The organism is Streptomyces sp. B3I8 (assembly GCF_030816915.1).
GTDB lineage: Bacteria > Actinomycetota > Actinomycetes > Streptomycetales > Streptomycetaceae > Streptomyces.
Genome location: NZ_JAUSYN010000002.1, coordinates 836100 through 860314 on the forward strand (window position 1 = coordinate 836100; position 24215 = coordinate 860314).

The 24215-nt window shown below is 73.4% G+C and carries 21 protein-coding genes; 12 read left to right on the forward strand and 9 right to left on the reverse strand.

The window, feature by feature from the left end; translation table 11 throughout:
• Positions 1-367: 367 nt before the first annotated feature.
• Positions 368-940 carry a TetR/AcrR family transcriptional regulator gene (locus tag QFZ64_RS05945; protein ID WP_307063056.1) on the reverse strand — a complete coding sequence of 191 codons (573 nt, stop codon included), beginning with the start codon at positions 938-940 and terminating at the stop codon, positions 368-370.
• A gap of 121 nt (positions 941-1061) precedes the next feature.
• Here QFZ64_RS05945 and QFZ64_RS05950 point away from each other — a divergent pair, with 121 nt between their 5' ends.
• Positions 1062-1958 carry an SDR family oxidoreductase gene (locus QFZ64_RS05950; protein ID WP_307063058.1) on the forward strand — a complete coding sequence of 299 codons (897 nt, stop codon included), beginning with the start codon at positions 1062-1064 and terminating at the stop codon, positions 1956-1958.
• Between the two features lie 202 nt (positions 1959-2160).
• Here QFZ64_RS05950 and QFZ64_RS05955 read toward each other — a convergent pair whose 3' ends face one another.
• The gene (locus tag QFZ64_RS05955; protein WP_307063060.1) at positions 2161-4569 is read right to left on the reverse strand and encodes a phosphoketolase; all 2409 of its coding nucleotides are present in this window, start codon (positions 4567-4569) and stop codon (positions 2161-2163) included.
• A 316-nt stretch (positions 4570-4885) separates the two neighbouring features.
• Here QFZ64_RS05955 and QFZ64_RS05960 point away from each other — a divergent pair, with 316 nt between their 5' ends.
• Both QFZ64_RS05960 and QFZ64_RS05965 read left to right on the forward strand, forming a co-directional pair.
• Positions 4886-5269 (forward strand): DUF779 domain-containing protein, encoded by a 384-nt coding sequence (locus QFZ64_RS05960; RefSeq protein ID WP_307063062.1) that lies wholly within the window; start codon positions 4886-4888, stop codon positions 5267-5269.
• Positions 5270-5389: 120 nt separating this feature from the next.
• Entirely contained in the window at positions 5390-6640 is a 1251-nt protein-coding gene (locus QFZ64_RS05965) for a phosphodiester glycosidase family protein (RefSeq protein WP_307063065.1), read from the forward strand.
• Between the two features lie 59 nt (positions 6641-6699).
• Here QFZ64_RS05965 and QFZ64_RS05970 read toward each other — a convergent pair whose 3' ends face one another.
• The 4 genes from QFZ64_RS05970 to QFZ64_RS05985 all read right to left on the reverse strand — a co-directional run bounded on the left by QFZ64_RS05970 (position 6700) and on the right by QFZ64_RS05985 (position 10352).
• The gene (locus tag QFZ64_RS05970; RefSeq protein ID WP_307063067.1) at positions 6700-6894 is read right to left on the reverse strand and encodes a hypothetical protein; all 195 of its coding nucleotides are present in this window, start codon (positions 6892-6894) and stop codon (positions 6700-6702) included.
• Positions 6895-7051: 157 nt separating this feature from the next.
• Positions 7052-8152: an acyl-CoA dehydrogenase family protein gene (locus QFZ64_RS05975; RefSeq protein WP_307063070.1), complete on the reverse strand. Its 1101-nt coding sequence runs from the start codon at positions 8150-8152 to the stop codon at positions 7052-7054.
• Positions 8149-9378, reverse strand: a complete 1230-nt coding sequence (locus tag QFZ64_RS05980) for an acyl-CoA dehydrogenase family protein (protein ID WP_307063072.1) — start codon at positions 9376-9378, stop codon at positions 8149-8151. The genes QFZ64_RS05975 and QFZ64_RS05980 overlap by 4 nt, the downstream gene beginning before the upstream one ends.
• Positions 9375-10352, reverse strand: a complete 978-nt coding sequence (locus tag QFZ64_RS05985) for an NADPH:quinone oxidoreductase family protein (protein WP_307063074.1) — start codon at positions 10350-10352, stop codon at positions 9375-9377. The genes QFZ64_RS05980 and QFZ64_RS05985 overlap by 4 nt, the downstream gene beginning before the upstream one ends.
• A gap of 373 nt (positions 10353-10725) precedes the next feature.
• Between QFZ64_RS05985 and QFZ64_RS05990 the strand changes: the two genes are divergently transcribed.
• The gene (locus QFZ64_RS05990; RefSeq protein ID WP_307063076.1) at positions 10726-13431 is read left to right on the forward strand and encodes an ADP-ribosylglycohydrolase family protein; all 2706 of its coding nucleotides are present in this window, start codon (positions 10726-10728) and stop codon (positions 13429-13431) included.
• Positions 13432-13503: 72 nt separating this feature from the next.
• Here the strand turns inward: QFZ64_RS05990 and QFZ64_RS05995 are convergent, their stop codons facing one another.
• Positions 13504-14130 carry a helix-turn-helix domain-containing protein gene (locus tag QFZ64_RS05995; protein WP_307063078.1) on the reverse strand — a complete coding sequence of 209 codons (627 nt, stop codon included), beginning with the start codon at positions 14128-14130 and terminating at the stop codon, positions 13504-13506.
• A 76-nt stretch (positions 14131-14206) separates the two neighbouring features.
• Between QFZ64_RS05995 and QFZ64_RS06000 the strand changes: the two genes are divergently transcribed.
• The 5 genes from QFZ64_RS06000 to QFZ64_RS06020 all read left to right on the forward strand — a co-directional run bounded on the left by QFZ64_RS06000 (position 14207) and on the right by QFZ64_RS06020 (position 19103).
• Entirely contained in the window at positions 14207-15214 is a 1008-nt protein-coding gene (locus QFZ64_RS06000; RefSeq protein ID WP_307063079.1) for an NAD(P)/FAD-dependent oxidoreductase, read from the forward strand.
• 86 nt (positions 15215-15300) lie between these two features.
• A complete protein-coding gene (locus QFZ64_RS06005; protein WP_307063081.1) occupies positions 15301-16839 on the forward strand; it encodes an ATP-dependent DNA ligase in 1539 nt (512 codons plus the stop codon).
• Entirely contained in the window at positions 16836-17345 is a 510-nt protein-coding gene (locus QFZ64_RS06010) for an NUDIX domain-containing protein (RefSeq protein ID WP_307063083.1), read from the forward strand. Before QFZ64_RS06005 ends, QFZ64_RS06010 begins: the two co-directional genes overlap by 4 nt.
• A 110-nt stretch (positions 17346-17455) precedes the next feature.
• Positions 17456-18841, forward strand: coding sequence for an NADP-dependent succinic semialdehyde dehydrogenase (locus tag QFZ64_RS06015; RefSeq protein WP_307063085.1), 1386 nt, complete (start codon positions 17456-17458; stop codon positions 18839-18841).
• Positions 18842-18866: 25 nt separating this feature from the next.
• Positions 18867-19103, forward strand: a complete 237-nt coding sequence (locus QFZ64_RS06020; protein ID WP_307063087.1) for a DUF6213 family protein — start codon at positions 18867-18869, stop codon at positions 19101-19103.
• Positions 19104-19218: 115 nt separating this feature from the next.
• On the opposite strand, the gene QFZ64_RS06025 is transcribed toward QFZ64_RS06020, so the two are convergent.
• On the reverse strand, positions 19219-20445 hold the full coding sequence (locus tag QFZ64_RS06025; protein ID WP_307063089.1) for an acyl-CoA dehydrogenase family protein: 1227 nt from the start codon (positions 20443-20445) through the stop codon (positions 19219-19221).
• Positions 20446-20650: 205 nt separating this feature from the next.
• On the opposite strand from QFZ64_RS06025, the gene QFZ64_RS06030 reads away from it, so the two are divergent.
• Positions 20651-21301: a TetR family transcriptional regulator gene (locus QFZ64_RS06030; RefSeq protein WP_307063091.1), complete on the forward strand. Its 651-nt coding sequence runs from the start codon at positions 20651-20653 to the stop codon at positions 21299-21301.
• Positions 21302-21417: 116 nt separating this feature from the next.
• Here the strand turns inward: QFZ64_RS06030 and def are convergent, their stop codons facing one another.
• Positions 21418-21957 (reverse strand): peptide deformylase, encoded by a 540-nt coding sequence (def, locus tag QFZ64_RS06035; protein WP_307063093.1) that lies wholly within the window; start codon positions 21955-21957, stop codon positions 21418-21420.
• A gap of 159 nt (positions 21958-22116) precedes the next feature.
• Between def and QFZ64_RS06040 the strand changes: the two genes are divergently transcribed.
• Positions 22117-23355, forward strand: coding sequence for a MurT ligase domain-containing protein (locus tag QFZ64_RS06040; RefSeq protein ID WP_307063097.1), 1239 nt, complete (start codon positions 22117-22119; stop codon positions 23353-23355).
• A gap of 26 nt (positions 23356-23381) precedes the next feature.
• On the forward strand, positions 23382-24110 hold the full coding sequence (locus QFZ64_RS06045; RefSeq protein ID WP_307063099.1) for a type 1 glutamine amidotransferase: 729 nt from the start codon (positions 23382-23384) through the stop codon (positions 24108-24110).
• Positions 24111-24215: the final 105 nt, after the last annotated feature.

The window sequence follows — 24215 nt, forward strand, 5'->3', positions numbered from 1 at the left end:
CGAGGCACGGGAGTCCGTGACGGTGACGGTGACGGTGACGGCCAGGCTGGGGCGGCGGGGATGGCCTTGTGAAGACCTTCGAGTTCCTGCCGCTGCGGTGGCTGGAGACGCACGTACGGCAGCTCAGCTCCACTCCCCCGCTGCCGGCGCCGGCGCCGGCGGCATTGAGATGCCGGGGATCGCCCTCGCCGTCCGTCTGGGCGGAAGCCGTGAGGAGGGCGTGAGCAGGGGTGGTGGCGAGAAGGCCGGGGAGCTCACCGTCCTCGATCCGGCCTGCGGCACCGGGCATCTGTCCGCCGCGGTCGCCCGGGAGTACGACGGCCGCGGCTGCGGTGGCGCGGCAGGGGCGTCACGCCGCTCCGGCCCCTTACCTCGACACGGCCGTCATCGCGACGAGTTCCTCCCACACCTCGCGCTGGATGTCCAGGAACGACCGCTCCTCGCCCTCGGCGACCCACACGCCGATGGCCACCCCGAACACGGCCACCCCGGAGCCCGCGGCGAGCCGGGCCGTCACCTCGGGAACCCCGCGTGCCCGGAGGGCGGCGGCGATCGACGTGGCCAGCCCCGCCGACTTCAGCAACTCCCGTTCCCGCAGCGCGGGGTTCTCGGCGACGATCGTCTGCCGTCGCCCGGAGAGGGGGCGGCGCTCGGCCGGGAAGTGCGGTGCCAAGGCCTCCAGGGCGGCTTGGACCGTTTCGAGCGGTGAGGCGTCCGGCGCGGCCGCGGCGATGCCGTCGAGCACTGCCTGCTCCAGCAGCTCCTGGCCGCCGAACAGCACCTCCCGCTTGTCGGCGAAGTGGCGGAAGAACGTCCGCTCGGTGAGCCCGACGGCCTGCGCGATGTCGGCGGCGGTCGTCCTGTCGTAGCCGCGGCTGACGAAGAGGTCCAGCGCCGCCGCCTGCAGCCGTTCCCGCGTTCCGGGCTCCCATCGCACCATGCGCACCAGTCTAGTGATGACATCGACTGACGTGGCGGCTACAGTGATGTCAGTGACCGACGTCAGTCACTGACGTCGGTCGTTCCCTCACACTGCCCGCGCCTCGAAGGAGAGCCTTCACATGCACGTTTTCGTCACCGGAGCATCAGGATGGATCGGATCGGCCGTGGTCGACGAGTTGCTCGCCGCCGGCCACGAGGTGGAGGGGCTCGCGCGCTCCGACGCCTCGGCCGCCGCGCTCGGCGCGAAGGGTGTCCGGGTCCGCCGCGGCGACCTCGACGACCTCGACGGCATCCGGGAGGGCGCCGCCGCCTCCGACGCCGTCATCCACCTCGCCAACAAGCACGACTTCGCCCACCCCGACGTCTCCGCCCGCGCCGAACGGGACGCCGTGCGGACGATCGGCGACGCCCTGACCGGATCGGGCCGTCCGTTCCTGCTGGCCTCCGGCGTCGCCGGCCTGGCGAACGGCCGCACGGCCACCGAGAAGGACCCGTCGACGTTCCACGGCCCGGACTCCCCCCGGGGCGGCAGCGAGAACCTCGCCCTGGAATACGTCGACCGCGGCGTGCACACGGTGAGCGTGCGGTACGCCCCGACCGTGCACGGCGACGGCGACCACGGTTTCCTCGCGGTCCTGACCGCCCTCGCCCGTGAGAAGGGGGTCGCGGGCTACCCGGGCGACGGCACCAACCGCTGGTCGGCGGTCCACCGGTCGGACGCGGCGCGGATCACCCGCCTGGGGCTGGAGAAGGCCCCGGCGGGGACGCTGCTGCACGCGGTGGGCGAGGAGGGCGTCCCCACACGGGACATCGCGGAAGCCGTCGGACGGGGGATCGGCGTTCCCGTCGCCTCGATCGCACCGGAGGACGCCCAGGAGCATTTCGGCTGGATCGGCCGCTACTTCGCCGCGGACATCCCCGCGTCGAGCACTCTGACGCGGGAACTCCTCGGCTGGGCGCCGAGCGGGCCCGGCGTCATGGAGGACCTGGAGGCCGGGCACTACTTTCGCGCGTGACGCGCGTGACACGCGTGACACGTCGAGGGAGATGGGGGGTTCGCCCAGCGGGTTCTCGCCACCGCCGCCCCTTCCCTTCCCGACCTTCAGGGGCTCTGCCCCTTCGGACCCCGACACGGGGCTGTGCCCCGTTGTGCGCAGTTCCCCGGGCCCCCGGGGCTGCGCAGTTCCCCGCGACGCCCCTGACCGGACCCCCGCCGGGTCAGGCGTCCCAGGTCCAGTCGGCGACCTCCGGGAGGTCCATGCCGTGTTCGCGGATCCACTCGTGGTGGCGCAGGCGGGCGTCCTGCATGTGCTGGCGGACGGCGGCGGCGCGGACGGCGAGGCCGGAGACGCGGTCGATGACGTCCATGACCAGGCGGTAGCGGTCGAGGTCGTTCTGGACGACCATGTCGAACGGGGTGGTCGTGGTGCCGCGTTCCTTGTAGCCGCGCACGTGCAGGTGTTCGTGGCCGTCGCGGCGGTAGGCGAGGCGGTGGATGAGCCACGGGTAGCCGTGGTAGGCGAAGATCACCGGTTTGTCGGCGGTGAAGACGCCGTCGTACTCGAAGTCGCTCATGCCGTGCGGGTGTTCCTCGGCGGGCAGCAGTCGGGCGATGTCGACGACGTTGACCACGCGGACGGCGAGGTCGGGCAGGTGGGTGCGGAGCAGCTGGGCGGCGGCGAGGGTCTCCAGGGTGGGGACGTCGCCGGCGCAGGCGAGCACCACGTCGGGTTCGCGGGTGCCGTCCTCGGTGCCTGCCCAGTCCCAGACGCCGAGGCCGCGGGCGCAGTGGACCCGGGCCTCGTCCATGCTGAGCCAGTCGAAGCAGGGCTGTTTGCCGGCGACGATCACGTTGACGTAGTTCTTGCTGCGCAGCGCGTGGTCGGCGACTGAGAGGAGGGTGTTGGCGTCCGGCGGGAAGTAGACCCGTACGGCCTCGGGGCTCTTGTTGAGAATGTGGTCGACGAAGCCGGGGTCCTGGTGGGAGAAGCCGTTGTGGTCCTGGCGCCAGACGTGTGACGTCAGCAGGTAGTTGAGCGAGGCGATGGGGGCGCGCCAGCTGAGGCGGCGGGTGGTGCGCAGCCACTTGACGTGCTGGTTGACCATCGAGTCGACGATGTGGACGAACGCCTCGTAGCAGGAGAACAGCCCGTGCCGGCCGGTGAGGAGGTAGCCCTCCAGCCAGCCCTGGCAGGTGTGTTCGGAAAGGATCTCCATCACCCGGCCGTGCCGGTCGAGGTCCTCGTCCACGGGGAGGGTGTCCGCCTGCCATGCCTTGCCGCTGGCGGCGTAGACGGCCTGAAGGCGGTTGGAGGCGGTCTCGTCGGGGCCGACGAGGCGAAAGTCGCGGCGGTCGGCGGTGGCGGCCATGACGTCTTCGAGCATGTCGCCGAGCACGCGGGTGGGTTCGTGCAGGGTGGTGCCGGGCTTGTCGACGGCGACGGCGTGCTTCTCCAGTGGCGGCAGGGGCAGTTGGCGCAACAGCAGCCCGCCGTTGGCGCGTGGGGTGGCGCCGAGCCGGCGCGTTCCCTGCGGCACGCAGGCCAGGACCTCGGGGCGGGGTGCGCCGTGCTCGTCGAACAGTTCCTCCGGACGGTACGAGCGCAGCCACGCCTCCAGTTGGCTCAGGTGCTCGGGGTTGTCGCGGACGGCCGACAGCGGAACCTGGTGGGCACGCCAGGTGCCCTCGACCGGGAGGCCGTCGACCTCGGCGGGGCCGGTCCAGCCCTTGGGGGTGCGCAGCACGATCATCGGCCAGCGGGGGCGCTCGGTGGCGCCGTCCTCGCGGGCGGCGCGCTGGATCGCGGCGATGCGGTCGAGGGCGGTGTCCATGGCGCCGGCCATCGCGCGGTGGACGGCGGCGGGGTCGTCGCCGGTGACGTGGAGGGGGTCGTGGCCGTAACCGCGCAGCAGTTCGTCGAGCTCGTGTTCGGGGAGGCGAGCGAGGACGGCCGGGTTGGCGATCTTGTAGCCGTTGAGGTGGAGGACCGGCAGGACGGCGCCGTCGTGGACGGGGTCGAGGAATTTGTTGGAGTGCCAGGACGTGGCGAGCGGGCCGGTCTCCGCCTCGCCGTCGCCGATGACACAGGTGACGAGGAGGCCGGGGTTGTCGAAGGCGGCGCCGTAGGCGTGGGAGAGGGCGTAGCCGAGTTCGCCGCCCTCGTGGATCGAGCCGGGGGTCTCGGGGGCGACGTGGCTGGGGATGCCCCCGGGGAAGGAGAACTGCTTGAAGAGGCGGGCCATGCCGGCGGCGTCGCGGGTGACGTCGGGGTAGGTCTCGGTGTACGAGCCCTCCAGCCAGCTGTTGGCGACGACGGCGGGGCCGCCGTGGCCGGGGCCCCAGATGCAGAGGGCGTCGAGGTCGCGGGTGCGGATGACGCGGTTGAGGTGGGTGTGGACGAGGTTGAGGCCGGGTGAGGTGCCCCAGTGCCCCAGGAGTCGGGGTTTGACGTGTTCGGGACGCAGCGGCTCGGTGAGCAGCGGGTTGGCCATGAGGTAGATCTGGCCGACGGAGAGGTAGTTGGCCGCGCGCCAGTGGGCGTCGAGGGTGGTGAGGTCCTCGGAGGTGAGGGGGGTGGGGGTTCGAGGAGTGGGAGTGGGAGTGGGAGTGGGGGTGTCGGCGGGCATGAGGGCCTCCGGGTCGGGGCGGGTGGTTCCACCTTGTCGGGTTTCCCGGGTACCCGCGAGGGCCGGTCGGCCCCACCCGTTCCGGGGCCGGACGGCCCCACCCGTTCGGGGGGGGCGGTGCGCGTCCGAGTGGGTGCGGTGGGTTTTTCCGCCCCCGCCGCTCCTTCCCTTCCCGACCTTCAGGGGCTCTGCCCCTTCGACCCCGGCACGGGGCCTCGCCCCGTTTCGCGCAGTTCCCCGCTCCCCCAAAACCCGTTGCAACCTCGCTGCAACCCGGGGCGGCGTTCAATCGGGGGCGGAAGTCAGGAGGCGTGGAATGGGTGAGGAAGAAGCCGGCGCCGGTGATGTCGTCGTGGGGCGTGTGGTGTTGACGGCGGCCGCCGCCGACCTCGTGCGGCGGTTGCGTGCGTTGCACGGGCCATTGATGTTCCACCAGTCGGGCGGCTGCTGCGACGGCAGCGCCCCCATGTGCTACCCCGAGGGGGAATTCCGCACCGGTGGCTCCGACGTGCTGCTCGCCGAGCTGGAGGTCGACGGTGTCGGCGAACCCGTCGGGTTCTGGATGTCGCGGAGCCAGTACGAGGCGTGGGCGCACACCCGGCTGATCGTGGACGTCGTCCCGGGGCGCGGCAGCGGTTTCTCGCTCGAAGCACCCGAAGGAGTGCGTTTTCTGATCCGTTCCCGCGTCGTCGACGCATAGCCGTCCGACGCGTCACCGCCGTCTGGTGGACTGCCCCTCGCACTCCCGGCTCATTCCTGTGATGTGGTGATGAGCGGGTGAGTCGATGATGCGACAGCCACCAGTTCCCAGGGGGTACTTGTGACGCGTTACCGGCACTTCCGTCCCAGAGCCCGGCTCACCACCGTCCTCGCCCAGCTCTCCGTCCTCGGCGCGCTGGCCGGCGCCACTCTCGCGGGCGCGGCGCCCGCCGGCGCCGTACAGCACGCCGTCGACGTCTCACCCGGCGTCACCTACCGGGACTTCGACCTCGCCGCGGCCCACGGGACGACCCACGTCCATCTGCTCTCCGTCGATCTGCGCGATCCGCATGTACGTGTCGACCTGCTGTATCCGGGTGCCGTCGCCGCCCGCGCCGCCGTGTCCCGGATGGCGGCGTCCGCCGGGGCAGTCGCCGGTGTCAACGGTGATTTCTTCGACATCAGCGAGGCCCAGCACCCCGGCGTGGAGGTGACCGGCGCCCCGGTCGGCCCGGCGGTCGCGGGCGGCCGGGCGCTGAAGGCGGCGGTGCCGCGCGGCCAGCGCTTCGGCCCGGCACTGCCGGCCGGGGGCAGCACCGAGGACGTACTCGGCGTCGGCACCGACGGGGTGGCGCGGCTGGACCGGCTGGCTCTCTCCGGAACGGTGCGGACGGCGGCCGACGGGGCGCTGCCGCTGCGCGGGCTCAACCAGTACGCGCTGCCCGAGGGTTCGGTCGGGGCGTACACCGCCGACTGGGGCGGCGTCTCGCGGCGGCGGGCGGTGTGCGGTACCGACACCGAGCGCGCGGCGCCCTGCGGTACGGACACCTACGAGGTCACCGTGCGTGGCGGGCGGGTCGTCTCGGCCGCGGACTCCCCCGGTTCCGGGACGATCGCCGGCGGCACGACCGTGCTGGTCGGCCGCGAGGCGGGCGCCCAGTGGCTGCGCAAGCTGTCCGTGGGCGAGAAGGTCACTGTGGGGCAGTGGCTGGTGGCTGCGAAGGCGGGCGTGCCGTACCGGTTCGCCGTCGGCGGTGCCGTACTGCGGCGGGACGGCCGGGAGGCGCCGGGGCTGGACGACTCGGTGTCGGCGGTCCGCACGGCGCTGGGCATCGCGGACGGCGGGAGGCGGTTGCTGCTGCTCGCGCTGGACGGCGGGGCGGCGTACCGGTCCGGGCTGACCGTCACCGAAGTGGCCGCGGAGTTGGGGCGGTTGGGTGCGTCGGACGCGTTCGGGGTGGACGGTGGGGGGTCCACGACACTCGTGACGAAGGGCGCGGGAAGTGGGGCTGTCGATGTGCGGAACCATCCCTCCGGGGGTGCGGAGAGGGCGGTCGCCAATGGGGTGGGCGTGTTCGCCGTCGGAGGGTGAGCCCCGGGCCCGGGCGCGGGCCCAGGCCCAAGGCGCGGGCCCGGGCCCGCGCCTCTCGATCAGGGGCGCAAGCCGCTGACGATGTCCGCCGTGGCCAGCAGGCCGTTGTGGATGGTGGGCGCCATGCTGGAGCTCGCCAGGAGGAAGCCCAGCAGGGCACAGACCAGCGCGTGCGAGACCTTCAGGCCGCCGTTGCGGAGGAAGATCACCGCAAGGATCGTCAGCAGCAGCACCAGCGAGATGGAAATGGCCATGGTCACCCTCCTCCGCAACGTCCGCTTCGCGGCGTTCGGCCGCAAGTGTGGCGCAGTGGAGGGTTCGTCCGGGCAGCTGACGTGTCCGCCGAACGAGTGGTGTCCCGGCCGGCCCGACGACGACAGCGAACCGACCGGCGGGGACAGCGGGGACCGCCTACGCGGGCGGGCGCAGGTCCACCATGGCGGCCAGCCGCTCGCGGTGGGCGCCCGCTGTGCCGTAGGCGAGCGAGTCGGCCTTGGCCCGCTTCAGGTAGAGGTGGGCCGGGTGCTCCCAGGTCATGCCGATCCCGCCGTGCAGTTGGACGGCCTCCTCCGCGGCGTGCACGGCGACACCCGCGGCGTATGCCTGGGCCACGGCGACCGCGAGGTCGCGCTCCTCGCCGCCGGTGGCGAGCGCGTCGGCGGCGTTGCGCGCGGCGGCGCGCAGGTTGACGACCTCCAGCCACAGCGCGGCCAGCCGGTGCTTGAGCGCCTGGAAGCCGCCGACCGGCCGGTTGAACTGCTTGCGGTCCTTGAGGTAGCGGACGGTTTCGGTCAGGCACCAGTCGGCGAGGCCGAGTTGTTCGGAGGCGAGCAGTCCGGCTCCGGCCCGCAGCGCGCGGCGCACGGCGGGTGCCGCGTCGCCGAGGCGGCGGGCGGGCGCGGCGTCGAGCACGATCCGCGCCACGGGGCGGGTCAGGTCCAGGGAGATCCGCGGGGTGACGGTCGCGTCGGCTGCGGCCACCGCGTACAGGCCGCCGTCGTCGGCGGGGACGAGGAGTACGTCGGCGGCGCCGGCGTCGGCGACGGCGGTCAGCTCGCCGCGCAGCGTGCCGTTCTCCAGGCGCGCGGTCGGGAAGGGGGCGCCGGGTGCGGTGTGCAGTCCGACGGCGAGCACCCCGACCGACGCGCCCGAGGCCAGCTCGCCGAGCAGTGCGCCGGAAGTGCCCTCGTGTCCGCACTCCAGCAGGGCCTCGGTGGCGACGACGGCGCTGGTCAGGTACGGCACGGGGGCGACCGCGCGCCCCAGTTCCTCCAGGACGACGGCGGCCTCGCGGTGCGTGGCGCCCTGTCCGCCGAGTTCCTCGGGGACGAGCAGTCCGGCGAGGCCCATGCCCTCGGTGAGCGACTTCCACAGCTTCAGGTCGTGCGGGGAGTCCGACTCGGTGCGCCGCAGGACGCCCGCCGGGTCGCAGTGGTCCGTGAGCAGGTCGCGGACCGCGGCGCGCAGCGCCTCTTCCTCCTCGGAGTGGAGCAGGTCGGGCTGTGTGCTCATCGGGCCAGGTCCTTCCAGGCGACGTCCTTGTCGGTGCGCGGTTCGGCGGGCAGGCCCAGGACGCGCTCGGCGACGATGTTGAGCAGCACCTCGCTGGTGCCGCCCTCGATGCTGTTGCCCTTGGAACGGAGGTAGCGGTAGCCGGCCTCTCGGCCGGTGAAGTCGACGAGTTCGGGCCGGCGCATGGTCCAGTCGTCGTACAACAGGCCTTCCTCGCCGAGGAGTTCGACTTCCAGGCCGCTGATCTCCTGATTGAGGCGGGCGAAGGCGAGCTTCATGCCGCTGCCCTCGTAGCCGGGCTGTCCGGCGGCGAGCTGCTGGCGCAGGCGTTCGGCGGTGAGGCGGGAGACCTCGGCCTCCACCCACAGTTTCAGCAGCCGCTGGTGCAGGTCGTGGGTGCGCAGCTCGGGGCGTTCGCGCCAGGTGCGGGAGACGGGGCCGATCATGCCGCCCTCGCGGGGCAGGCGCATGCCGCCGATGGAGACGCGCTCGTTCATGAGGGTGGTCTGGGCGACCCGCCAGCCGTCGCCGACCGCGCCGAGCCGGCGGGAGTCGGGGATGCGGACGTCGGTGAGGAAGACCTCGTTGAACTCGGCCTCGCCGGTGATCTGCCGCAGCGGGCGGACCTCGACGCCGGGGTCGGTCATGTCGCACACGAAGTAGGTGATGCCGCGGTGCTTGGGGACGCCGGGGTCGGTGCGGGCGATGAGGATGGCCCAGCGGGCGACATGGGCGCTGGACGTCCACACCTTCTGTCCGTCGACCACCCAGTCCTCGCCGTCGGCCACGGCGCGGGTGCCGAGCGCGGCGAGGTCGGAGCCGGCGCCGGGTTCGCTGAACAGCTGGCACCACACCTCCTCGCCGGTCCACAACGGGCGCAGGAAGCGCTGCTGCTGCTCGGGCGTGCCGTACTGCAGAATCGTCGGCGCGGCCATGCCGAGGCCGATGCCGATCCGCCGGGGGTCGTTGTCGGGGGCGCCCGCGGACTCCAGTTCGGTGTCGACGACGGCCTGCAGCGAGCGGGGGGCGCCGAGGCCGCCGAGGCCCTCGGGGTAGTGCACCCAGGCCAGGCCCGCGTCGAAGCGGGCGCGGAGGAAGTCGAGCCGGCCGGCACCGGCGGGCGGGTGGGCGGCGAGGAACTCGCGGGTGCGTCGGCGCAGTTCGGGGGCGTCGAGCTTCTCGGGCACGTGGGTCGCGGGTTCGCCGGGCGCGTCGTGGTCCGTCATGCGGAAGCTCCGTTCTTCGCTGCGGGCAGCACGACGATACGGCCCGTGCTGACGCCGTCGGCCACCCGCTGCACGGCGGCCGACGCGTCCTCCAGCGGGACCCGCTCGCTCACCAGCGGCTTGATCGCGCCCCGGGCGGCCAGTTCGGTGAGCTGCTCGTGGCAGTGCCGGACCAGCTCGGGGTTCTTGGTGTTGTACAGGCCCCAGTGCAGGCCGAGGATGGAGTAGTTCTTGACCAGGGCGTGGTTGAGCGCCGGGCTGGGGATCGTGCCGCCGGCGAAACCGACGACGACGATGCGGCCCTCGAAGGCGGCGAGCTTGGCGGACTGCTCGTAGGCCGTGCCGCCGACGGGGTCGTAGATCACGTCGGCGCCCCGGCCCCCGGTGGCTTCCTTGACCGTGGCCACGACGTCCTCGGCGCGGCGGTCGACGACCAGGTCGCAGCCGAGGGTGCGGGCGACGGCGGCCTTCTCGGCACCGCCGACGACGCCGATGACCGTGGCGCCGGCGGCCTTGCCGAGCTGGACGGCGGCGCTGCCGACCCCGCCGGCGGCGGCGTGCACGAGGAGCGTCTCGCCGGCCTCCAGGCGGGCCCGGCGGTGCAGGCCGAACCAGCCGGTCTGGTAGCCGATGTGCAGGGCGGCGGCCTCGGCGTCGTCGAGCGGGTCCGGGGCGGGCAGGAGGGCGGCGGCGTCCGCGAGGGCGTACTCGGCGAATCCGCCGTACGGGAGAGCGGTGGTGGCGAGGACGCGACGACCGTCCTCGGTCTCGCCGCAGATCTCCACGCCCGGGGTGAAGGGCAGCGACGGGCGGACCTGGTACTGGCCGCGGCAGAGGAGGGCATCGGGGAAGTTGATGTTCGCGGCGCGCACCCTGAGCCGTACCTGGCCGTCGCCGGGGGTGGGCGGTTCGGCGTCCACGAGGCGCATGGCCTCAGTGGGTTCGCCGTTCTCGTGCACCTGCCATGCCTGCATGCGCGGCCTCCAGAGACTGGGTCGTCGGTCGGTCCGGGATTCCGCGGTCTGCGCGGCCGAGCGGTCTGCGCAGTTCCGCGGTTCCGCCCCGACGACATACTAAGCGGTCGCTTGCACATAGGGGAACAGGCTCCGCTCCACGGCGTCACCGGGGCGCCCCGCACTCCCGCTTTTCCATATGGTCTCATTGACGATAAGGGCGGCGGCGTGCGAAGCTGGCGGGGCGTCAATCCACGCCGATCAGCGGCAATTCACCGAAAGGTGCGCCTATTTCGGCTTTCGCCGCGTTCGCGTCGTTCCGGTCGGCCGTCCGACCACTCTTCCGATCGCCGTTGTGTCACATCCCGTCTCGTCTCGTCCCCACGGAGTTTCCATGCCGCACGCCGCCGCCCGTGCCCCACAGCCCCACCTGGACCCGCAGTGCACCGATCGCGCCGCGGGCGTCCTGCTCGGCGCGGCCGTGGGAGACGCGCTGGGCGTGCCCTACGAGTTCCAGGCCACGCTGACCGGGAACGAGCAGCCGCGGATGATCGGCGGTGGTCTGGGGCCGTACAAGCCCGGCGAGTACTCCGACGACACCCAGATGCAGGTGTGCATCGCCGAGGTCGCGGCCACCGGAGCCGATCTGCGGGGTGCCGAGGCCCTCGACGCGGTCGCGGCGAATTTCCAGCGGTGGCTGAGCGAGGGCGCGAGCGACGTCGGGAACCAGACCAGAGCCGTGCTGAACGCCGCCGGACGCGCGGCCGGAGCGGCCGGAGCGGCGATGCGGGAGGCAGCGGCCGCCTTCACCGCGGCCCGCGCGAACAGCGCCGGCAACGGCTCGCTCATGCGGACCGGGATCGTCGCCCTCGCCCACCTCGGTGACGCGACGGAGATGGCCGAGGCCGCCGTCGCGGTCAGCGGGCTCACCCACCCCGACCCCGACTGCGCCGATGCCTGCGTACTGTGGTGCTCCGGCATCCGCACCGCCGTGCTGAAGGGCACCTTCGACGGCGTACGGGCCGGTCTGGAACTGCTTCCCGCCGAGCGCCGGGCCCTGTGGACCGAGCGGCTGGACGAGGCGGAGGCCCACCCTCCGCACCACTTCTCCCCCAACGGCTGGGTCGTCACCGCGCTCCAGGCCGCCTGGTCGGCGATCACGCGCACCCCCGTGCCCGTGCTGAACCCCGGCGAGGGCAGCTTCCCCGCCCAGCACCTGCGGCTCGCCCTCGAGGCGGCGGTGCGGGCCGGCGACGACACCGACACGGTCGCGGCGATCGCGGGCGCCCTGCTCGGGGCGCGCTGGGGTTGTTCCGGCATCCCGCTGCGGTGGCAGCAGGACGTGAACGGCTGGCCCGCGCTCACCGGCGTCGACCTCGTCCGGCTGGCGGTGCGCACCGCCCGGGGCGGACGGGACGACTCCGCCGGCTGGCCCTCCGCGGGCCGCCTGCCCGTCCCGGCGGACGCGCCCCGCGCCTTCGCCGTCCCCCACCCGCTCGACCCCGGAGTCGTCCTGGGCAACCTCGCCCTCCTCCAGGGAAGCGCGCCGGTCGACGTCGACGCGGTGGTGTCGCTGTGCCGCATGGGCACGGACCCGGTCCTGCCGGGCACCGACGCCGAGCACGTGCGCGTCTGGCTGGTGGACAGCGACAAGCAGAACGCCAACCTCCACTACGTCGTGGACCAGGCGGCCCGCGAGGTGCTGCGGCTGCGGAAGGAGGGCAAGCGGGTCCTGCTGCACTGCGTCGCCGGGCAGAGCCGTACGCCGGCCGTCGCCGCGGTCTACAGCCACCTCGCGCACGGAATCGGCTCCGAGGCCGCGCTCTCCGGTCTGCGTGAGGTGCTGCCGCACGGCCGGCAGCTCTCGGCACACACCGAACTGCTGGACGCGGTCCACGCGTTGGCCGCCGGGGCCGTCGGGCCCGTCCGGGGGACCGGGTCCGCCGAGCCCAGCGAGTCCGCGCGGTCGGCGCAGGCGGAGCGGCCTGCGGAATTCCTGAATGGGAAGGGCGCTGCCTCCCGGGTGCGCGGCCTGATGCTCGGGCTCGCGCTGGGGGACACGCTGGGCACCGCGAAGGGCAAGCTGCCCGCCGCCGGAACCCTGCGGGCCGGTGTCAGCACCCAACTGGCCTGCTTCACCGCGGAGGGCACCATCCGCGGTCTCGTGCGCGACGATCACAGAGGCATCTGCTCACCTTCGGGGGGCATCGCGCACGCCTACTGCCGCTGGGCCGCCCTCCAAGGGATCGAGGTCGAGCGGATGCGCGCACGCTGGGCCCATGGTGACGGAGTCTGGCCCGACGGCTGGCTCGCCCAGGTGTCCGTGCTCGCCGAACGGCGCGGCTCGGCTCCGGCGACCGTGGCGGCCCTGTCCCGGATCGAGCAGGGCGACACGGGGAAGCCGACGGCCAGCCGCGGCTGCCACGCGCTCACCCGCACCCTTCCCGTCGCCGTGGTCGGCGCCGCCCACACCCACGGACAGGCAGCCGGGCTGGCACGGGGCGTCGCCGCCCTCACCCACGGCGACCCGGCCGCGCAGTCCGCGGCGGCCCATGCGGTGGTCCTGGCCGGCCACTGCCTCACCGCCGCGCAGGACGACGCCCGGGACTCCGGGCCCGCCGGGCGGTCGCGGGTCCGGCAGGCCCTGCGGGACGGCATGCGGGCCCTTCCCTACGCCGACCCGGATCTGACGGCCGACGAGCGCGACCGGCTCTGCGCCGCGCTCGGGGAGGCCGAGGGGCATCCCGCGGACGCGGCACGGCTCGCGAAGCTCGCGCCCGACGCCACCGCGCCGTCGGCACTGCTCGGCGGGGTGTACGTCGCCGCGTCCTTCCCCGGCCGGGACCAGTTGGACGCCGCGCTGTGCTTCGCCGCCGGGGCCCCGGACGGCGACTCGGTCGCCTGTGTGACCGGCGCGCTGCTCGGCGCGGCGCACGGCGCGGAGGCGCTGCCCGTCGGCCTGGTGAGCCGGCACGAGCTGGCCTGGGTGCTCGACACCCTCGCCCACGACCTCGTCGCCCAGTTCACCGATCCACCCAGCGGGAGCGAGTACGTCAGCGGCTGGGACCCGCACTGGTGGGGCCGCTACCCCGGCTGGTGACCCGCGGGACCCGGCACAGGCACGGCACCGACCTGGATCTCGGCCCGGCACAGGCCCCGTACCGGCGCGACGTCAGGCGTCCCCGCCCCGTCGCGTCGGCCGGGCCCGTACGTGCATCCGCTCGCCCTGGGGGCCGAACAGGCTCAGGAACTCTGTCGGCCCCTCCCCCGTCGAGCCGAACCAGTGCGGCACGCGCGTGTCGAACTCCGCCGCCTCACCGGGGCCCAGCACCACGTCGTGGTCGCCGAGCACGAGCCGCAGCTTCCCCGACATGACGTACAGCCATTCGTAACCCTCGTGGGTGCGCGGGTGGGGTTCGCAGGCACGCTGCGGTTCCAGCACCTTGAACGCCTGCAGCCCGCCGGGCTGGCGGGTGAGCGGCCAGTACGTGCGGCCGAACCGGGCGATCGGCTCCGACCGTACCCGGGGGTCCCCCACCTTCGGGGCGCCCACCAGTTCGTCCAGCGGCACCTGGTGCGCGCGGGCGATCGGCAGCAGCAGTTCCAGGGAGGGCCTGCGGAGCCCGGACTCCAGCCGGGACAGTGTGCTCACCGAGATGCCGGTCGCCTCCGACAGCGCGGCGAGCGTGGCGCCGCGCTCCTTGCGGATCCGCCGCAACCGGGGGCCCACCTCGGCGAGGACCTCGTCCGTGTCGCCGTCACCGCTTGCGGGAGTTTCGTCCCGCGCATCGTCGCTCATCGCTTCATTGCAGGTTCGGCAAGTTCGTTTGTCAATACGGAGGGGTTCGGTGAGGCTGCCCGTGGAGGTGGTCACCATGACCGACACGCACACCGACAACCACATCGACCGACCCACCGACAGCTACGAGGTCCTCGTCGTCGGGGGCGGCGCGGCCGGGCTCTCCGCCGGGCTGGTCCTCGGCCGGGCCCGGCGCAGGACGCTCGTCGTGGACGCGGGCGAACCGCGCAACGCGCCCGCCGCGCACATGCAGGGCTACCTGTCCCGGGACGGCATGCCGCCGGCCGAGCTCCTGGCCGTGGGCCGCGAGGAGATCGCCCGGTACGGGACGGTCGAGCTGGTCCAGGACCGGGTCGTCGACCTGACCCGGGACGGGGCGGACGGGACAAGCCCCCTCGGCTTCACCGCCGCCCTGGCCGGCGGGCGGACGGTCCGTGCTCGGCGGGTCGTCGTGGCGACGGGGCTGAAGGACGAGCTGCCGTCCGTGCCCGGTGTCGCCGAGCGCTGGGCACGGGACGTCATCCACTGCCCGTACTGCCACGGCTGGGAGGTGCGCGACGAGGCGTTCGGAGTGCTGGCCACCTCCCCGATGAGCGTCCACCAGGCCCTGCTGGTCAGCCACTGGTCCAAGGACACCACGCTCTTCCTGAACGCCGTGGCCGAGGAGGACCTCTCCGACGACGAGCTGCGCAGGCTCGCCGCGGCGGGCGTGGACGTCGTCCCGGGCGAGGTCGCGGAGCTGGTGGTCGAGGAGGACCGGATCACCGGCGTACGGCTGGCGGACGGCTCGGTGCACGCCCGTTCCGTGGTCTTCGTCGCGCCCCGCATGGTGCCGCGCACGGGGCTGCTGGAGAAGCTGGGCGCCGAGCTGCGGGAGACCCCGATGGGCTCCTGTCCGGTGGTGGACGAGACGGGGCGTACGACGGTGCCGGGGGTGTGGGCCGCGGGGAACGCGACCCTCGTCGCGCAGCAGGTGATCAACGCGGCGAGCACGGGGTACACGGCGGCGGCCGCCGTCAACGGCGAGCTGGTCTTCGAGGACATCGACGCCCGGGTCGGGGTGGCACGGGACGGGGCGGCGTAGACCGGGGTGGCTCGGACCGGGACGGGCGATCCGGACGGGACCGGCGCGAAGGTGTGGACCCCCTGCTCCCGGTGCACCATGGCTGCATGCTGCTGCACCGGCTCGCCCGTGTGTCCCGGGAGGTCGCGGCCACCTCGTCGCGCTCCCGCAAGGCCGCCCTGCTCGCCGAGCTGTTCCGGGCGGCCGACCCCGAGGATGTGCCTGTCGTCATCCCCTACCTCGCGGGCCGGCTGCCACAGGGGCGCCTCGGCATCGGCTGGAAGCTGCTCGGCACCCCCGTGTCCCCGGCCGCCGAGCCCACGCTGACCGTGCGCGAGGTGGACGCCCGGCTGACCGCGATCGGCGCCGTCACCGGCACCGGTTCGCAGACCGCGCGCGGCCGCCTGCTGGGCGCGTTGATGGCAGCGGCCACCGAGGAGGAGCAGCGGTTCCTGGTCGGCCTGCTCACCGGTGAGGTGCGGCAGGGCGCGCTGGACGCGCTCGCGGCGGAGGGGCTGGCCGGTGCCACCGGCGCGGCACCGGCGGATGTACGGCGGGCGGTGATGCTGGCCGGTGCGCTGGAGCCGGTGGCGCGGGCGCTGCTCGCGGACGGACCGGCGGCGCTGGAGGCGTTCCGGCTCACCGTCGGCCGCCCGGTGCTGCCGATGCTCGCACACACCGCCTCCTCGGTCACCGCGGCGGTGGAGAAGCTGGGCGCCTGCGCGGTGGAGGAGAAACTGGACGGCATCCGGGTCCAGGTGCACCGGGACGGCGGCACGGTGCGCGTGTACACCCGTACGCTCGACGACATCACCGACCGGCTGCCCGAAGTCGTCTCCGTGGCCGAGCGGTTGGCGCAGGACCGGTTCGTGCTGGACGGCGAGGTGCTGGCGCTGGCCGAGGACGGGCGGCCCCGCTCCTTCCAGGAGACCGCGGGCCGGGTGGGTTCCCGGGTGGACGTGGCGCGGGCGGCGACGGCCGTGCCGGTCTCCCCCGTCTTCTTCGACGTACTGGCGGTGGACGGCCGCGACCTGCTCGACCTGCCGTTCGCCGACCGGCACGCCGAACTCGCCCTGCTGGTCCCGGAGCCCCTGCGGGTGCGGCGGGCGGTGGTGACGGGCCGGGAGGAGAGCGCACGGGCCGAGGCGTTCCTCGCGGCGACGCTGGAGCGCGGGCACGAGGGCGTCGTCGTCAAGTCGCTGGACGCCCCCTACAGCGCGGGCCGACGCGGCGCCTCCTGGCTGAAGGTGAAGCCGGTGCACACCCTCGACCTGATGGTGCTGGCCGCCGAGTGGGGACACGGCCGGCGCAGCGGCAGACTCTCCAACCTGCATCTGGGCGCCCGCGGCGAGGACGGATCGCCGGTGATGCTCGGCAAGACCTTCAAGGGTCTGACGGACGCGATGCTGGCCTGGCAGACCGAGCGGCTGCGCGAGCTGGCCGTCGAGGAGCACCGCTGGGGTTTCACCGTGCGGCCGGACCTGGTGGTCGAGATCGCGTACGACGGGCTGCAGCGCTCCACCCGCTACCCGGCCGGCGTCACCCTGCGGTTCGCGCGCGTGCTGCGCTACCGGGAGGACAAACGGCCGGAGGAGGCGGACACCGTGGCGACACTGCTGGCGGCGCACCCGGGGGTGGCGCCGTGAGCGGAGCCACGAGCGCGGTCGGGGGCGGCGCGGCGCGCGGCCGGCGCAGTGCCGGGCTGCTGCTGTACCGCCGTGCCGGCGACGGCGGCCTGGAGGTGCTGCTCGGCCACATGGGCGGCCCCTTCTACGCCCGCAAGGAGGCCGGAGCGTGGACCGTGCCGAAGGGCGAGCACCCGCCCGAGGAGCCGGCCTGGGAGGCGGCCCGCCGGGAGTTCCGGGAAGAGCTGGGGCTGGCGCCGCCGGACGGCGAGGCGGTGCCGCTGGGCGAGGTGCGGCAGGCGGGCGGCAAGGTCGTCACGGCGTGGGCGGTGGCGGCGGACCTGGACCCGGCGACGGTCGTACCGGGGACGTTCACGATGGAGTGGCCGCCGCGTTCGGGCCGCCGGCAGGAGTTCCCCGAGCTGGACCGGGTGCGCTGGTTCCCGCTCGCCGAGGCGCGGGCGGTGGTCGTGAAGGCGCAGGCCGCGTTTCTCGACCGGCTGGCGGAGCACTCGGACGGAGGGTGAGTCGCCGGGACCGTGTTGCGGCGTCCGCCCGACGCAGAGCCGTACCCGCGTTGCGGCGCCCACCGGGGCGCGGGAAGGTCGAGACACAGCCTGCCCAGGAGGTCACAGCCATGCCCCTCGCGACCGTGAATCCGGCGACCGGCCAGACGCTCAGGACGTTCGACGCCCTGGACGCGCGGGCGGTCGAGCGCAGGCTCGCCGCCGCCGAGGCCGCGTTCCGCACCCACCGCACCACGTCCTTCGCCGAACGGGCCCGGCTGCTGCACGCCGCCGCCGATCTGCTGGAGGCGGACGAGCGGGAGATCGCGGAGGTGATGACCACCGAGATGGGCAAGCCGGTCACCCAGGCGCGCGCCGAGGCCGCCAAGTGCGCGAAGGCGATGCGCTGGTACGCCGACCACGCCGAGGAACTCCTCGCCGACGAGGAGCCGGCCGAGTCGGACATCAAGGACTCGGGCGCCTCGCGGGGGTTCGTGCGCTACCGGCCGCTCGGCCCGGTGCTGGCGGTGATGCCGTGGAACTTCCCGCTGTGGCAGGTGATCCGGTTCGCCGCGCCCGCGTTGATGGCGGGCAACGTCGGCCTGCTCAAGCACGCCTCGAACGTGCCGCAGACCGCGTTGTATCTGGAGGAGCTGTTCCGGCGGGCGGGGTATCCGGAGGGCTGCTTCCAGACGTTGCTGATCGGCTCCGGGGAGGTCGAGAGCGTCCTGCGCGACCCGCGCGTCGTCGCCGCGACGCTGACCGGGAGCGAGCCTGCGGGCCGGTCCGTGGCCGCGGTGGCCGGGGACGAGATCAAGAAGACGGTGCTGGAGCTGGGCGGCAGCGACCCGTTCGTCGTGATGCCGTCCGCCGACCTCGACCGGGCGGCGAAGGTGGCGGTGACCGCGCGGGTGCAGAACAACGGGCAGTCGTGCATCGCGGCCAAGCGGTTCATCGTGCACACGGATGTCCACGACGCGTTCGCCGAGCGGTTCACGGCCGGGATGAAGGCTTTGAGGGTGGGCGATCCGATGGACGAGGAGACCCAGGTCGGGCCGGTCGCCTCCGAGCGGGGCCGGGCGGACCTGGAGGAGCTGGTCGCGGACGCCGTCGAGCACGGCGCCACCGTGCTGTGCGGTGGCGAACGTCCGGACGGGCCGGGCTGGTACTACCCGCCGACCGTGCTGGCCGGTATCACCCCCGAGATGCGTGTGCACCACGAGGAGACGTTCGGGCCCGTCGCCACGCTGTACCGGGCGGCGGACCTCGACGAGGCCGTGGCGATCGCCAACGACTCCCCGTTCGGGCTCAGTTCGAACGTGTGGACGCGCGACGAGGCGGACGTGGACCGCTTCGTGCGGGATCTGGAGGCCGGTGCCGTGTACGTCAACGGCATGACGGCCTCGCACCCGGCGTTCCCCTTCGGCGGGATCAAGCGGTCCGGGTACGGGCGCGAGCTGGCCGGGCACGGAATCCGGGAGTTCTGCAACATCACCACGGTGTGGCAGGGGGCGTGAGCGTTCCGCGGCTACGATCGCTGCTGTGAACCGCGAAGTGACCCTGCCTCTCATCGTCGACGACCGCGGCACGTTGCAGGTGGCGGCGGCCGATGTCAGCAAGCTGCTGCGTGCGGTCGGCGGGCGGTGGCTGCGTCTGGTGGAGGCCGGTGAGGACGGGCTCGACGAGGACACGGTGGCGGCGCTGACCATCGAGCTGGCGAAGTTGGCGGACCGGATCGATGTGGCGTGCATCGCGCACAGCAGCGGTACGGCTCCCTGAGGCGGGCGTGGGGGGTGGGGGCCCCTTTTTCCTCGCCCCCGCCGCCCCTTCCCGTCCCGACCCCGGGGGCTTCGCCCCCGGACCCCCCAGAAGATCGCGCGGTTCCCCGCGCCCCTTATCGGATCGTCATGCCCGACAGAGTGCGCGCGATCACCAAGCGCTGGATCTCGCTCGTGCCTTCGAAAATGGTGTAGATCGCGGCGTCACGGTGCATGCGTTCCACCGGGTACTCCCGGGTGTAGCCGTTGCCGCCGAGGATCTGGACGGCCTGCGCGGTGACTTTCTTCGCCGTCTCACTTGCGAACAGCTTGGACATCGAGCCCTCGGCCGCCGTGAACGGCCTGCCGTTGACGGCCATCCAGGAGGCCCGCCACACCAGCAGCCGGGCCGCGTCGATGGACGTGCGCATGTCGGCGAGCTGGAAGGCGACGCCCTGGTTGTCGATGATGGGCCGGCCGAACTGCTCGCGGGTCTTGGCGTAGTCCAGGGCGACCTCGTACGCGGCGCGGGCGGTGCCGACCGCCATCGCGCCGACCGCCGGGCGGGACGCCTCGAACGTGGCCATCGCCGCGTTCTTCAGGCGCTCGCCGCCCTGCCTGGCCTTCTCGCGGGCCCGGGCGAGACGCTCGTCGAGTTTCTCCTTGCCGCCGAGCAAGCAGGAGCCGGGGACGCGCACGTTGTCGAGGACGACCTCGGCGGTGTGCGAGGCGCGGATACCGTGCTTCTTGAACTTCTGCCCCTGGGAGCAGCCCGGTGTGCCCGGCGGGACGATGAAGGAGGCGTGGCCCTTGGAACCGAGCTCGGGGTCGACCGACGCGACGACGACGTGGACGTTGGCGATGCCGCCGTTGGTGGCCCACGTCTTGGTGCCGTTGATCACCCACTCGTCCTTGGCCTCGTCGTAGACGGCGCGGGTGCGCAGGGAGGCGACGTCGGAGCCGGCGTCGGGCTCGGAGGAGCAGAACGCGGCGACCTTGACGTCGCCCGCGTCGCCGTACATCTGGGGGATCCAGGTGCCGATCTGCTCCTCGGTGCCGTTGGCGAGGACGCCGACGGCGGCGAGGCCGGTGCCGACGATGGACAGGGCGATGCCCGCGTCCCCCCAGAACAGCTCCTCCATGGCCATGGGGATGCCGAGGCCGGTGGGGTCGAAGTACTGCTGGGCGTAGAAGTCGAGAGAGTAGATGCCGACCTTGGCGGCCTCCTGGATGACAGGCCAGGGCGTCTCCTCGCGCTCGTCCCACTCCGCGGCCGCGGGGCGGATCACGTCGGCGGCGAAGCCGTGCAGCCAGTCCCGGACCTCCCGCTGTTCCTCGCTCAGCTCCATGGTGAACTCGGCCATGTCCCCTCCACTGCTGCGGTAACCTCTCACTAGCGATGTTACTAGCGGTAACTCCGGAGTGTGTTACCGATGAGTAGCAAAAGTCAACTCCCGTGCCCGAACGGGCCGCGACCTGCACTCGCGTCGGCAGTCCGTTCGAGGTCGGCCTGCCGGGCAGTGCTACTTTGCGCAGGCGTCACCGAATCACGACGGGTGGGGAGAGATCATGGAGACCACGCAGCGGACCGTTCACCAGACGTCCGCCGACCGCCGCCGGCGCGAGTTGCTGGAGGCCGCCGACCGAGTGGTGCTCCGCGACGGCCCCGGCGCCTCGATGAACGCCATCGCCGCCGAGGCCGGCATCACCAAACCGATCCTCTACCGCCACTTCGGCGACAAGGGCGGGCTGTACGCCGCCCTGGCCAAGCGGCACACCGACGCGCTGCTCGCCTCGTTGCGGGCCGCGCTGGACGCCCCCGCCGAGCGCCGGGAGCGGGTGGAGGCCACCCTCGACACCTACCTCGCCGCGATCGAGGCCCGTCCGCAGGTGTACCGGTTCCTGATGCACCCCTCGGAGGGCGGCCCGCAGCAGACGGGCGAGGCCGGCTTCGACACCGGCCGGAACTCGATCCCGGTGCTGCGGCGGATGGGCGAGGAGCTGGGCCAGGTCATCGAGGAACGGCTCGACCTCGGCCCCGGCACCCAGCAGCTCGCCCGGGTGTGGGGCCACGGCATCGTCGGCATGATGCACGCGGCCGGCGACTGGTGGCTGGGCGAACGCCCTTGCTCCCGCGCCGAGTTGGTGCACGCCCTGGCCGACCTGCTGTGGGGCAGGCTGGCCGCGGCGGGCGACCGGGTGGGCGGACCGGGATTCTGAACCCGGGTCACCGCAACCGCCCGGCCACCGGCCCGGTACGGGAGCGGCGGGCTCCGGACCGGTCCGGAGTCCGGGCTCGGCCCGGGTTCCGGCCCCGGCGACCCACCCCGCCCCCGCTACCGGGCCCAGTCCGCCCGTGCCGCCTGCCGCATCACCCGGCGGTGGCGCCATCCCGTCACACGGTCCACGTACAGCCCGCCGTCCAGATGGTCGTACTCGTGCTGCAGGCACCGCGCGAACCAGCCCGTGCCCTCCACCCGCAGCGGCTCGCCGGTGACCGTGCGGCCCTCCAGCACCGTACGGTCGTACCGCGGTGTGGCCGCCTCCAGGCCGGGCAGGGACAGGCACCCCTCGGGGCCGCGCACGCTCACCCCGTCCGCCGCCACCGACCGGGGGTTGACGAGGTGTCCCACGTGGCGCACGTCCTCGTCGTCCTCGCAGTCGAAGACGAACACCCGCAGCGGCTCGCCGACCTGGTGGGCGGCCAGGCCCACCCCCCGGGCCGCGTACATGGTGGCGAACATGTCCTCGACCAGCGAGGCCAGTTCGGGACCGAACGCGGTCACCTCCGCGCCGGGCGCACGCAGCACCGGGTCGCCGAGCAGGGTCAGGGGCCGCACGCGCCCGCGGGCGCCCGGGAGGGAACGGTGTCGCATGGCGGTCAGCGTACGGTTTCCCCGACACCGTTCCGCGGGAGCGGGCGGCCGCCGTACCGGTCCGGGATTCGGGTGTGCGAATGGATCTCGATAGGCTGACGTCCATCACGTTGCCGACAGGCTTCCCGGGCGGCGCGTACCAGAGAGGATCGAGAACTGATGGCAGGCAACTCGGACCCGCTCTCGCCGCGGGCCAAGCTGGCCGTGACCGCCGGCAAGGCGGTCGCAGCGGCCTCGCGCGCCGCGGGGCGCGGCAGCGGTTCGGTGATCGGCGGCAAGGTGGCGCTCAGGCTCGACCCCGACCTGCTGGCGCGGCTCGCCCAGAACCTGGACGTCGTCCTCGTGTCGGCGACCAACGGCAAGACCACCACCACCCGGCTGATCGCGGAGGCGCTGCGCGCCGCGGGCCCGGTGGTGTCCAACGCGCTGGGCGCCAACATGCCGGCCGGCATCACCTCGGCGCTGGCGGGCGGGTCGGAGTCGAAGTACGGCGTCATCGAGGTCGACGAGAAGTACCTCGCCGGCGTCGCCCGGGACACCGACCCCAAGTGCATCGCGCTGCTCAACCTCTCCCGCGACCAGCTCGACCGCGCCGCCGAGACCCGCATGCTGGCGGAGAACTGGCGTGAGGGGCTGGCCGGTTCGAAGGCGGTGGTCGTCGCCAACGCCGACGACCCGCTGGTGGTGTGGGCCGCATCCTCCTCCCCCAACGTGATCTGGGTCGCGGCCGGCCAGATGTGGAAGGACGACGCCTGGTCCTGCCCGTCCTGCGGCGGTGTGATGCAGCGTCCGGGCGACGACTGGTTCTGCGGCGAGTGCGGCTTCCGCCGCCCCGTGCCGAGCTGGGCGCTCTCCGGCGACCACGTCCTGGACCCGCACGGCTCCGCCTGGCCCATCCACCTCCAGCTCCCGGGCCGCGCCAACAAGGCCAACGCGGCCTCCTCCGCGGCCGTCGCCGCCGTCTTCGGGGTGCCGCCGCAGGTCGCGCTGGAGCGGATGTACCAGGTGCAGGCGGTGGCCGGCCGCTACGACGTGGTCCAGTTCCAGGGCCGCGACCTCCGGCTGCTCCTCGCGAAGAACCCGGCCGGCTGGCTGGAGACGTTCTCGCTGATCGACCCGCCGCCCACCCCGGTGATCCTCTCGGTGAACGCGCGCGGCGCCGACGGCACCGACACCTCCTGGCTGTGGGACGTGGACTACACCCGGCTCACCGGCCACCCGATCTTCGTCCTGGGCGACCGCAAGCTGGACCTCGCCGTCCGGCTGGAGGTCGCGAACCAGTCCTTCCAGGTGTGCGACACCCTCGACCAGGCGGTGGGGGCCGCCCCGCCCGGCCGGATCGAGGTCATCGCGAACTACACCGCCTTCCAGGACCTGCGCCGCCGCGTCGGCAACTGACCTCGAGCGATCTTCCAAGGATGAGCATGAGCGACAACCAACTGCGGCTGGTGTGGATCTACCCCGACCTGCTGAGCACCTACGGCGACCAGGGCAACGCGCTGGTCGTGGAGCGCCGGGCGCGCCAGCGCGGGCTCGACGTGGCCCGGCTCGACGTGCGCAGCGACCAGCCGATCCCGACCTCCGGCGACATCTACCTGATCGGCGGCGGCGAGGACCGGCCGCAGCGGCTGGCCGCCGAGCGGCTGCGCCGTGACGGCGGGCTGCACCGGGCGGCGGGCAACGGCGCGATCCTCTTCTCCGTGTGCGCCGGCTACCAGATCCTCGGCCACGAGTTCATCAACGACCTCGGACAGCGCGAGGCGGGCCTCGGGCTGCTCGACGTGGTCTCGGTGCGCGGCGAGGGCGAGCGGTGCGTGGGCGACGTGCTGGGCGACATCGACCCCCGGCTCGGCCTGCCCCCGCTGACCGGCTTCGAGAACCATCAGGGCGTCACCCATCTCGGGCCCAGTGCGCGCCCCTTCGCCCAGGTCAAGCTGGGCAAGGGCAACGGCTCCGGGGACGGCACGGAGGGCGCGTACAACGACACCGTGTTCGGGACGTACATGCACGGGCCGGTGCTCGCCCGCAACCCGCTCATCGCGGACCTGCTGCTGAAGCTGGCGCTCGACGTGAACGCGCTGCCGCCGGTGGACGACCGCTGGTACGAGGCGCTGCGCGGCGAGCGGATCACGGCGGCGCAACAGCCCGCGTAGACGCCCGGCACAAGGCCTTGGCGAGGCCCGTCTGACGGGCCTCGCGCACAGGTGAGCGGGGGCGTCCAGCAAGCGGACGCACGGTGCGGCACCGCCCCCCTGTGC

Coding starts and splice junctions, on each gene's coding strand:
- QFZ64_RS06000 (WP_307063079.1), top strand. CDS start 14,207: ATGACCGACACGCACACCGACAACCACATCGACCGACCCACCGACAGC.
- QFZ64_RS05975 (WP_307063070.1), bottom strand. CDS start 8,152: ATGAGCACACAGCCCGACCTGCTCCACTCCGAGGAGGAAGAGGCGCTG.
- QFZ64_RS05970 (WP_307063067.1), bottom strand. CDS start 6,894: ATGGCCATTTCCATCTCGCTGGTGCTGCTGCTGACGATCCTTGCGGTG.
- QFZ64_RS05995 (WP_307063078.1), bottom strand. CDS start 14,130: ATGAGCGACGATGCGCGGGACGAAACTCCCGCAAGCGGTGACGGCGAC.
- QFZ64_RS06045 (WP_307063099.1), top strand. CDS start 23,382: ATGAGCGACAACCAACTGCGGCTGGTGTGGATCTACCCCGACCTGCTG.
- QFZ64_RS05955 (WP_307063060.1), bottom strand. CDS start 4,569: ATGCCCGCCGACACCCCCACTCCCACTCCCACTCCCACTCCTCGAACC.
- QFZ64_RS06030 (WP_307063091.1), top strand. CDS start 20,651: ATGGAGACCACGCAGCGGACCGTTCACCAGACGTCCGCCGACCGCCGC.
- QFZ64_RS05980 (WP_307063072.1), bottom strand. CDS start 9,378: ATGACGGACCACGACGCGCCCGGCGAACCCGCGACCCACGTGCCCGAG.
- QFZ64_RS06025 (WP_307063089.1), bottom strand. CDS start 20,445: ATGGCCGAGTTCACCATGGAGCTGAGCGAGGAACAGCGGGAGGTCCGG.
- QFZ64_RS05960 (WP_307063062.1), top strand. CDS start 4,886: ATGGGTGAGGAAGAAGCCGGCGCCGGTGATGTCGTCGTGGGGCGTGTG.
- def (WP_307063093.1), bottom strand. CDS start 21,957: ATGCGACACCGTTCCCTCCCGGGCGCCCGCGGGCGCGTGCGGCCCCTG.
- QFZ64_RS05985 (WP_307063074.1), bottom strand. CDS start 10,352: ATGCAGGCATGGCAGGTGCACGAGAACGGCGAACCCACTGAGGCCATG.
- QFZ64_RS05950 (WP_307063058.1), top strand. CDS start 1,062: ATGCACGTTTTCGTCACCGGAGCATCAGGATGGATCGGATCGGCCGTG.
- QFZ64_RS06005 (WP_307063081.1), top strand. CDS start 15,301: ATGCTGCTGCACCGGCTCGCCCGTGTGTCCCGGGAGGTCGCGGCCACC.
- QFZ64_RS05990 (WP_307063076.1), top strand. CDS start 10,726: ATGCCGCACGCCGCCGCCCGTGCCCCACAGCCCCACCTGGACCCGCAG.
- QFZ64_RS06015 (WP_307063085.1), top strand. CDS start 17,456: ATGCCCCTCGCGACCGTGAATCCGGCGACCGGCCAGACGCTCAGGACG.
- QFZ64_RS06040 (WP_307063097.1), top strand. CDS start 22,117: ATGGCAGGCAACTCGGACCCGCTCTCGCCGCGGGCCAAGCTGGCCGTG.
- QFZ64_RS05945 (WP_307063056.1), bottom strand. CDS start 940: ATGGTGCGATGGGAGCCCGGAACGCGGGAACGGCTGCAGGCGGCGGCG.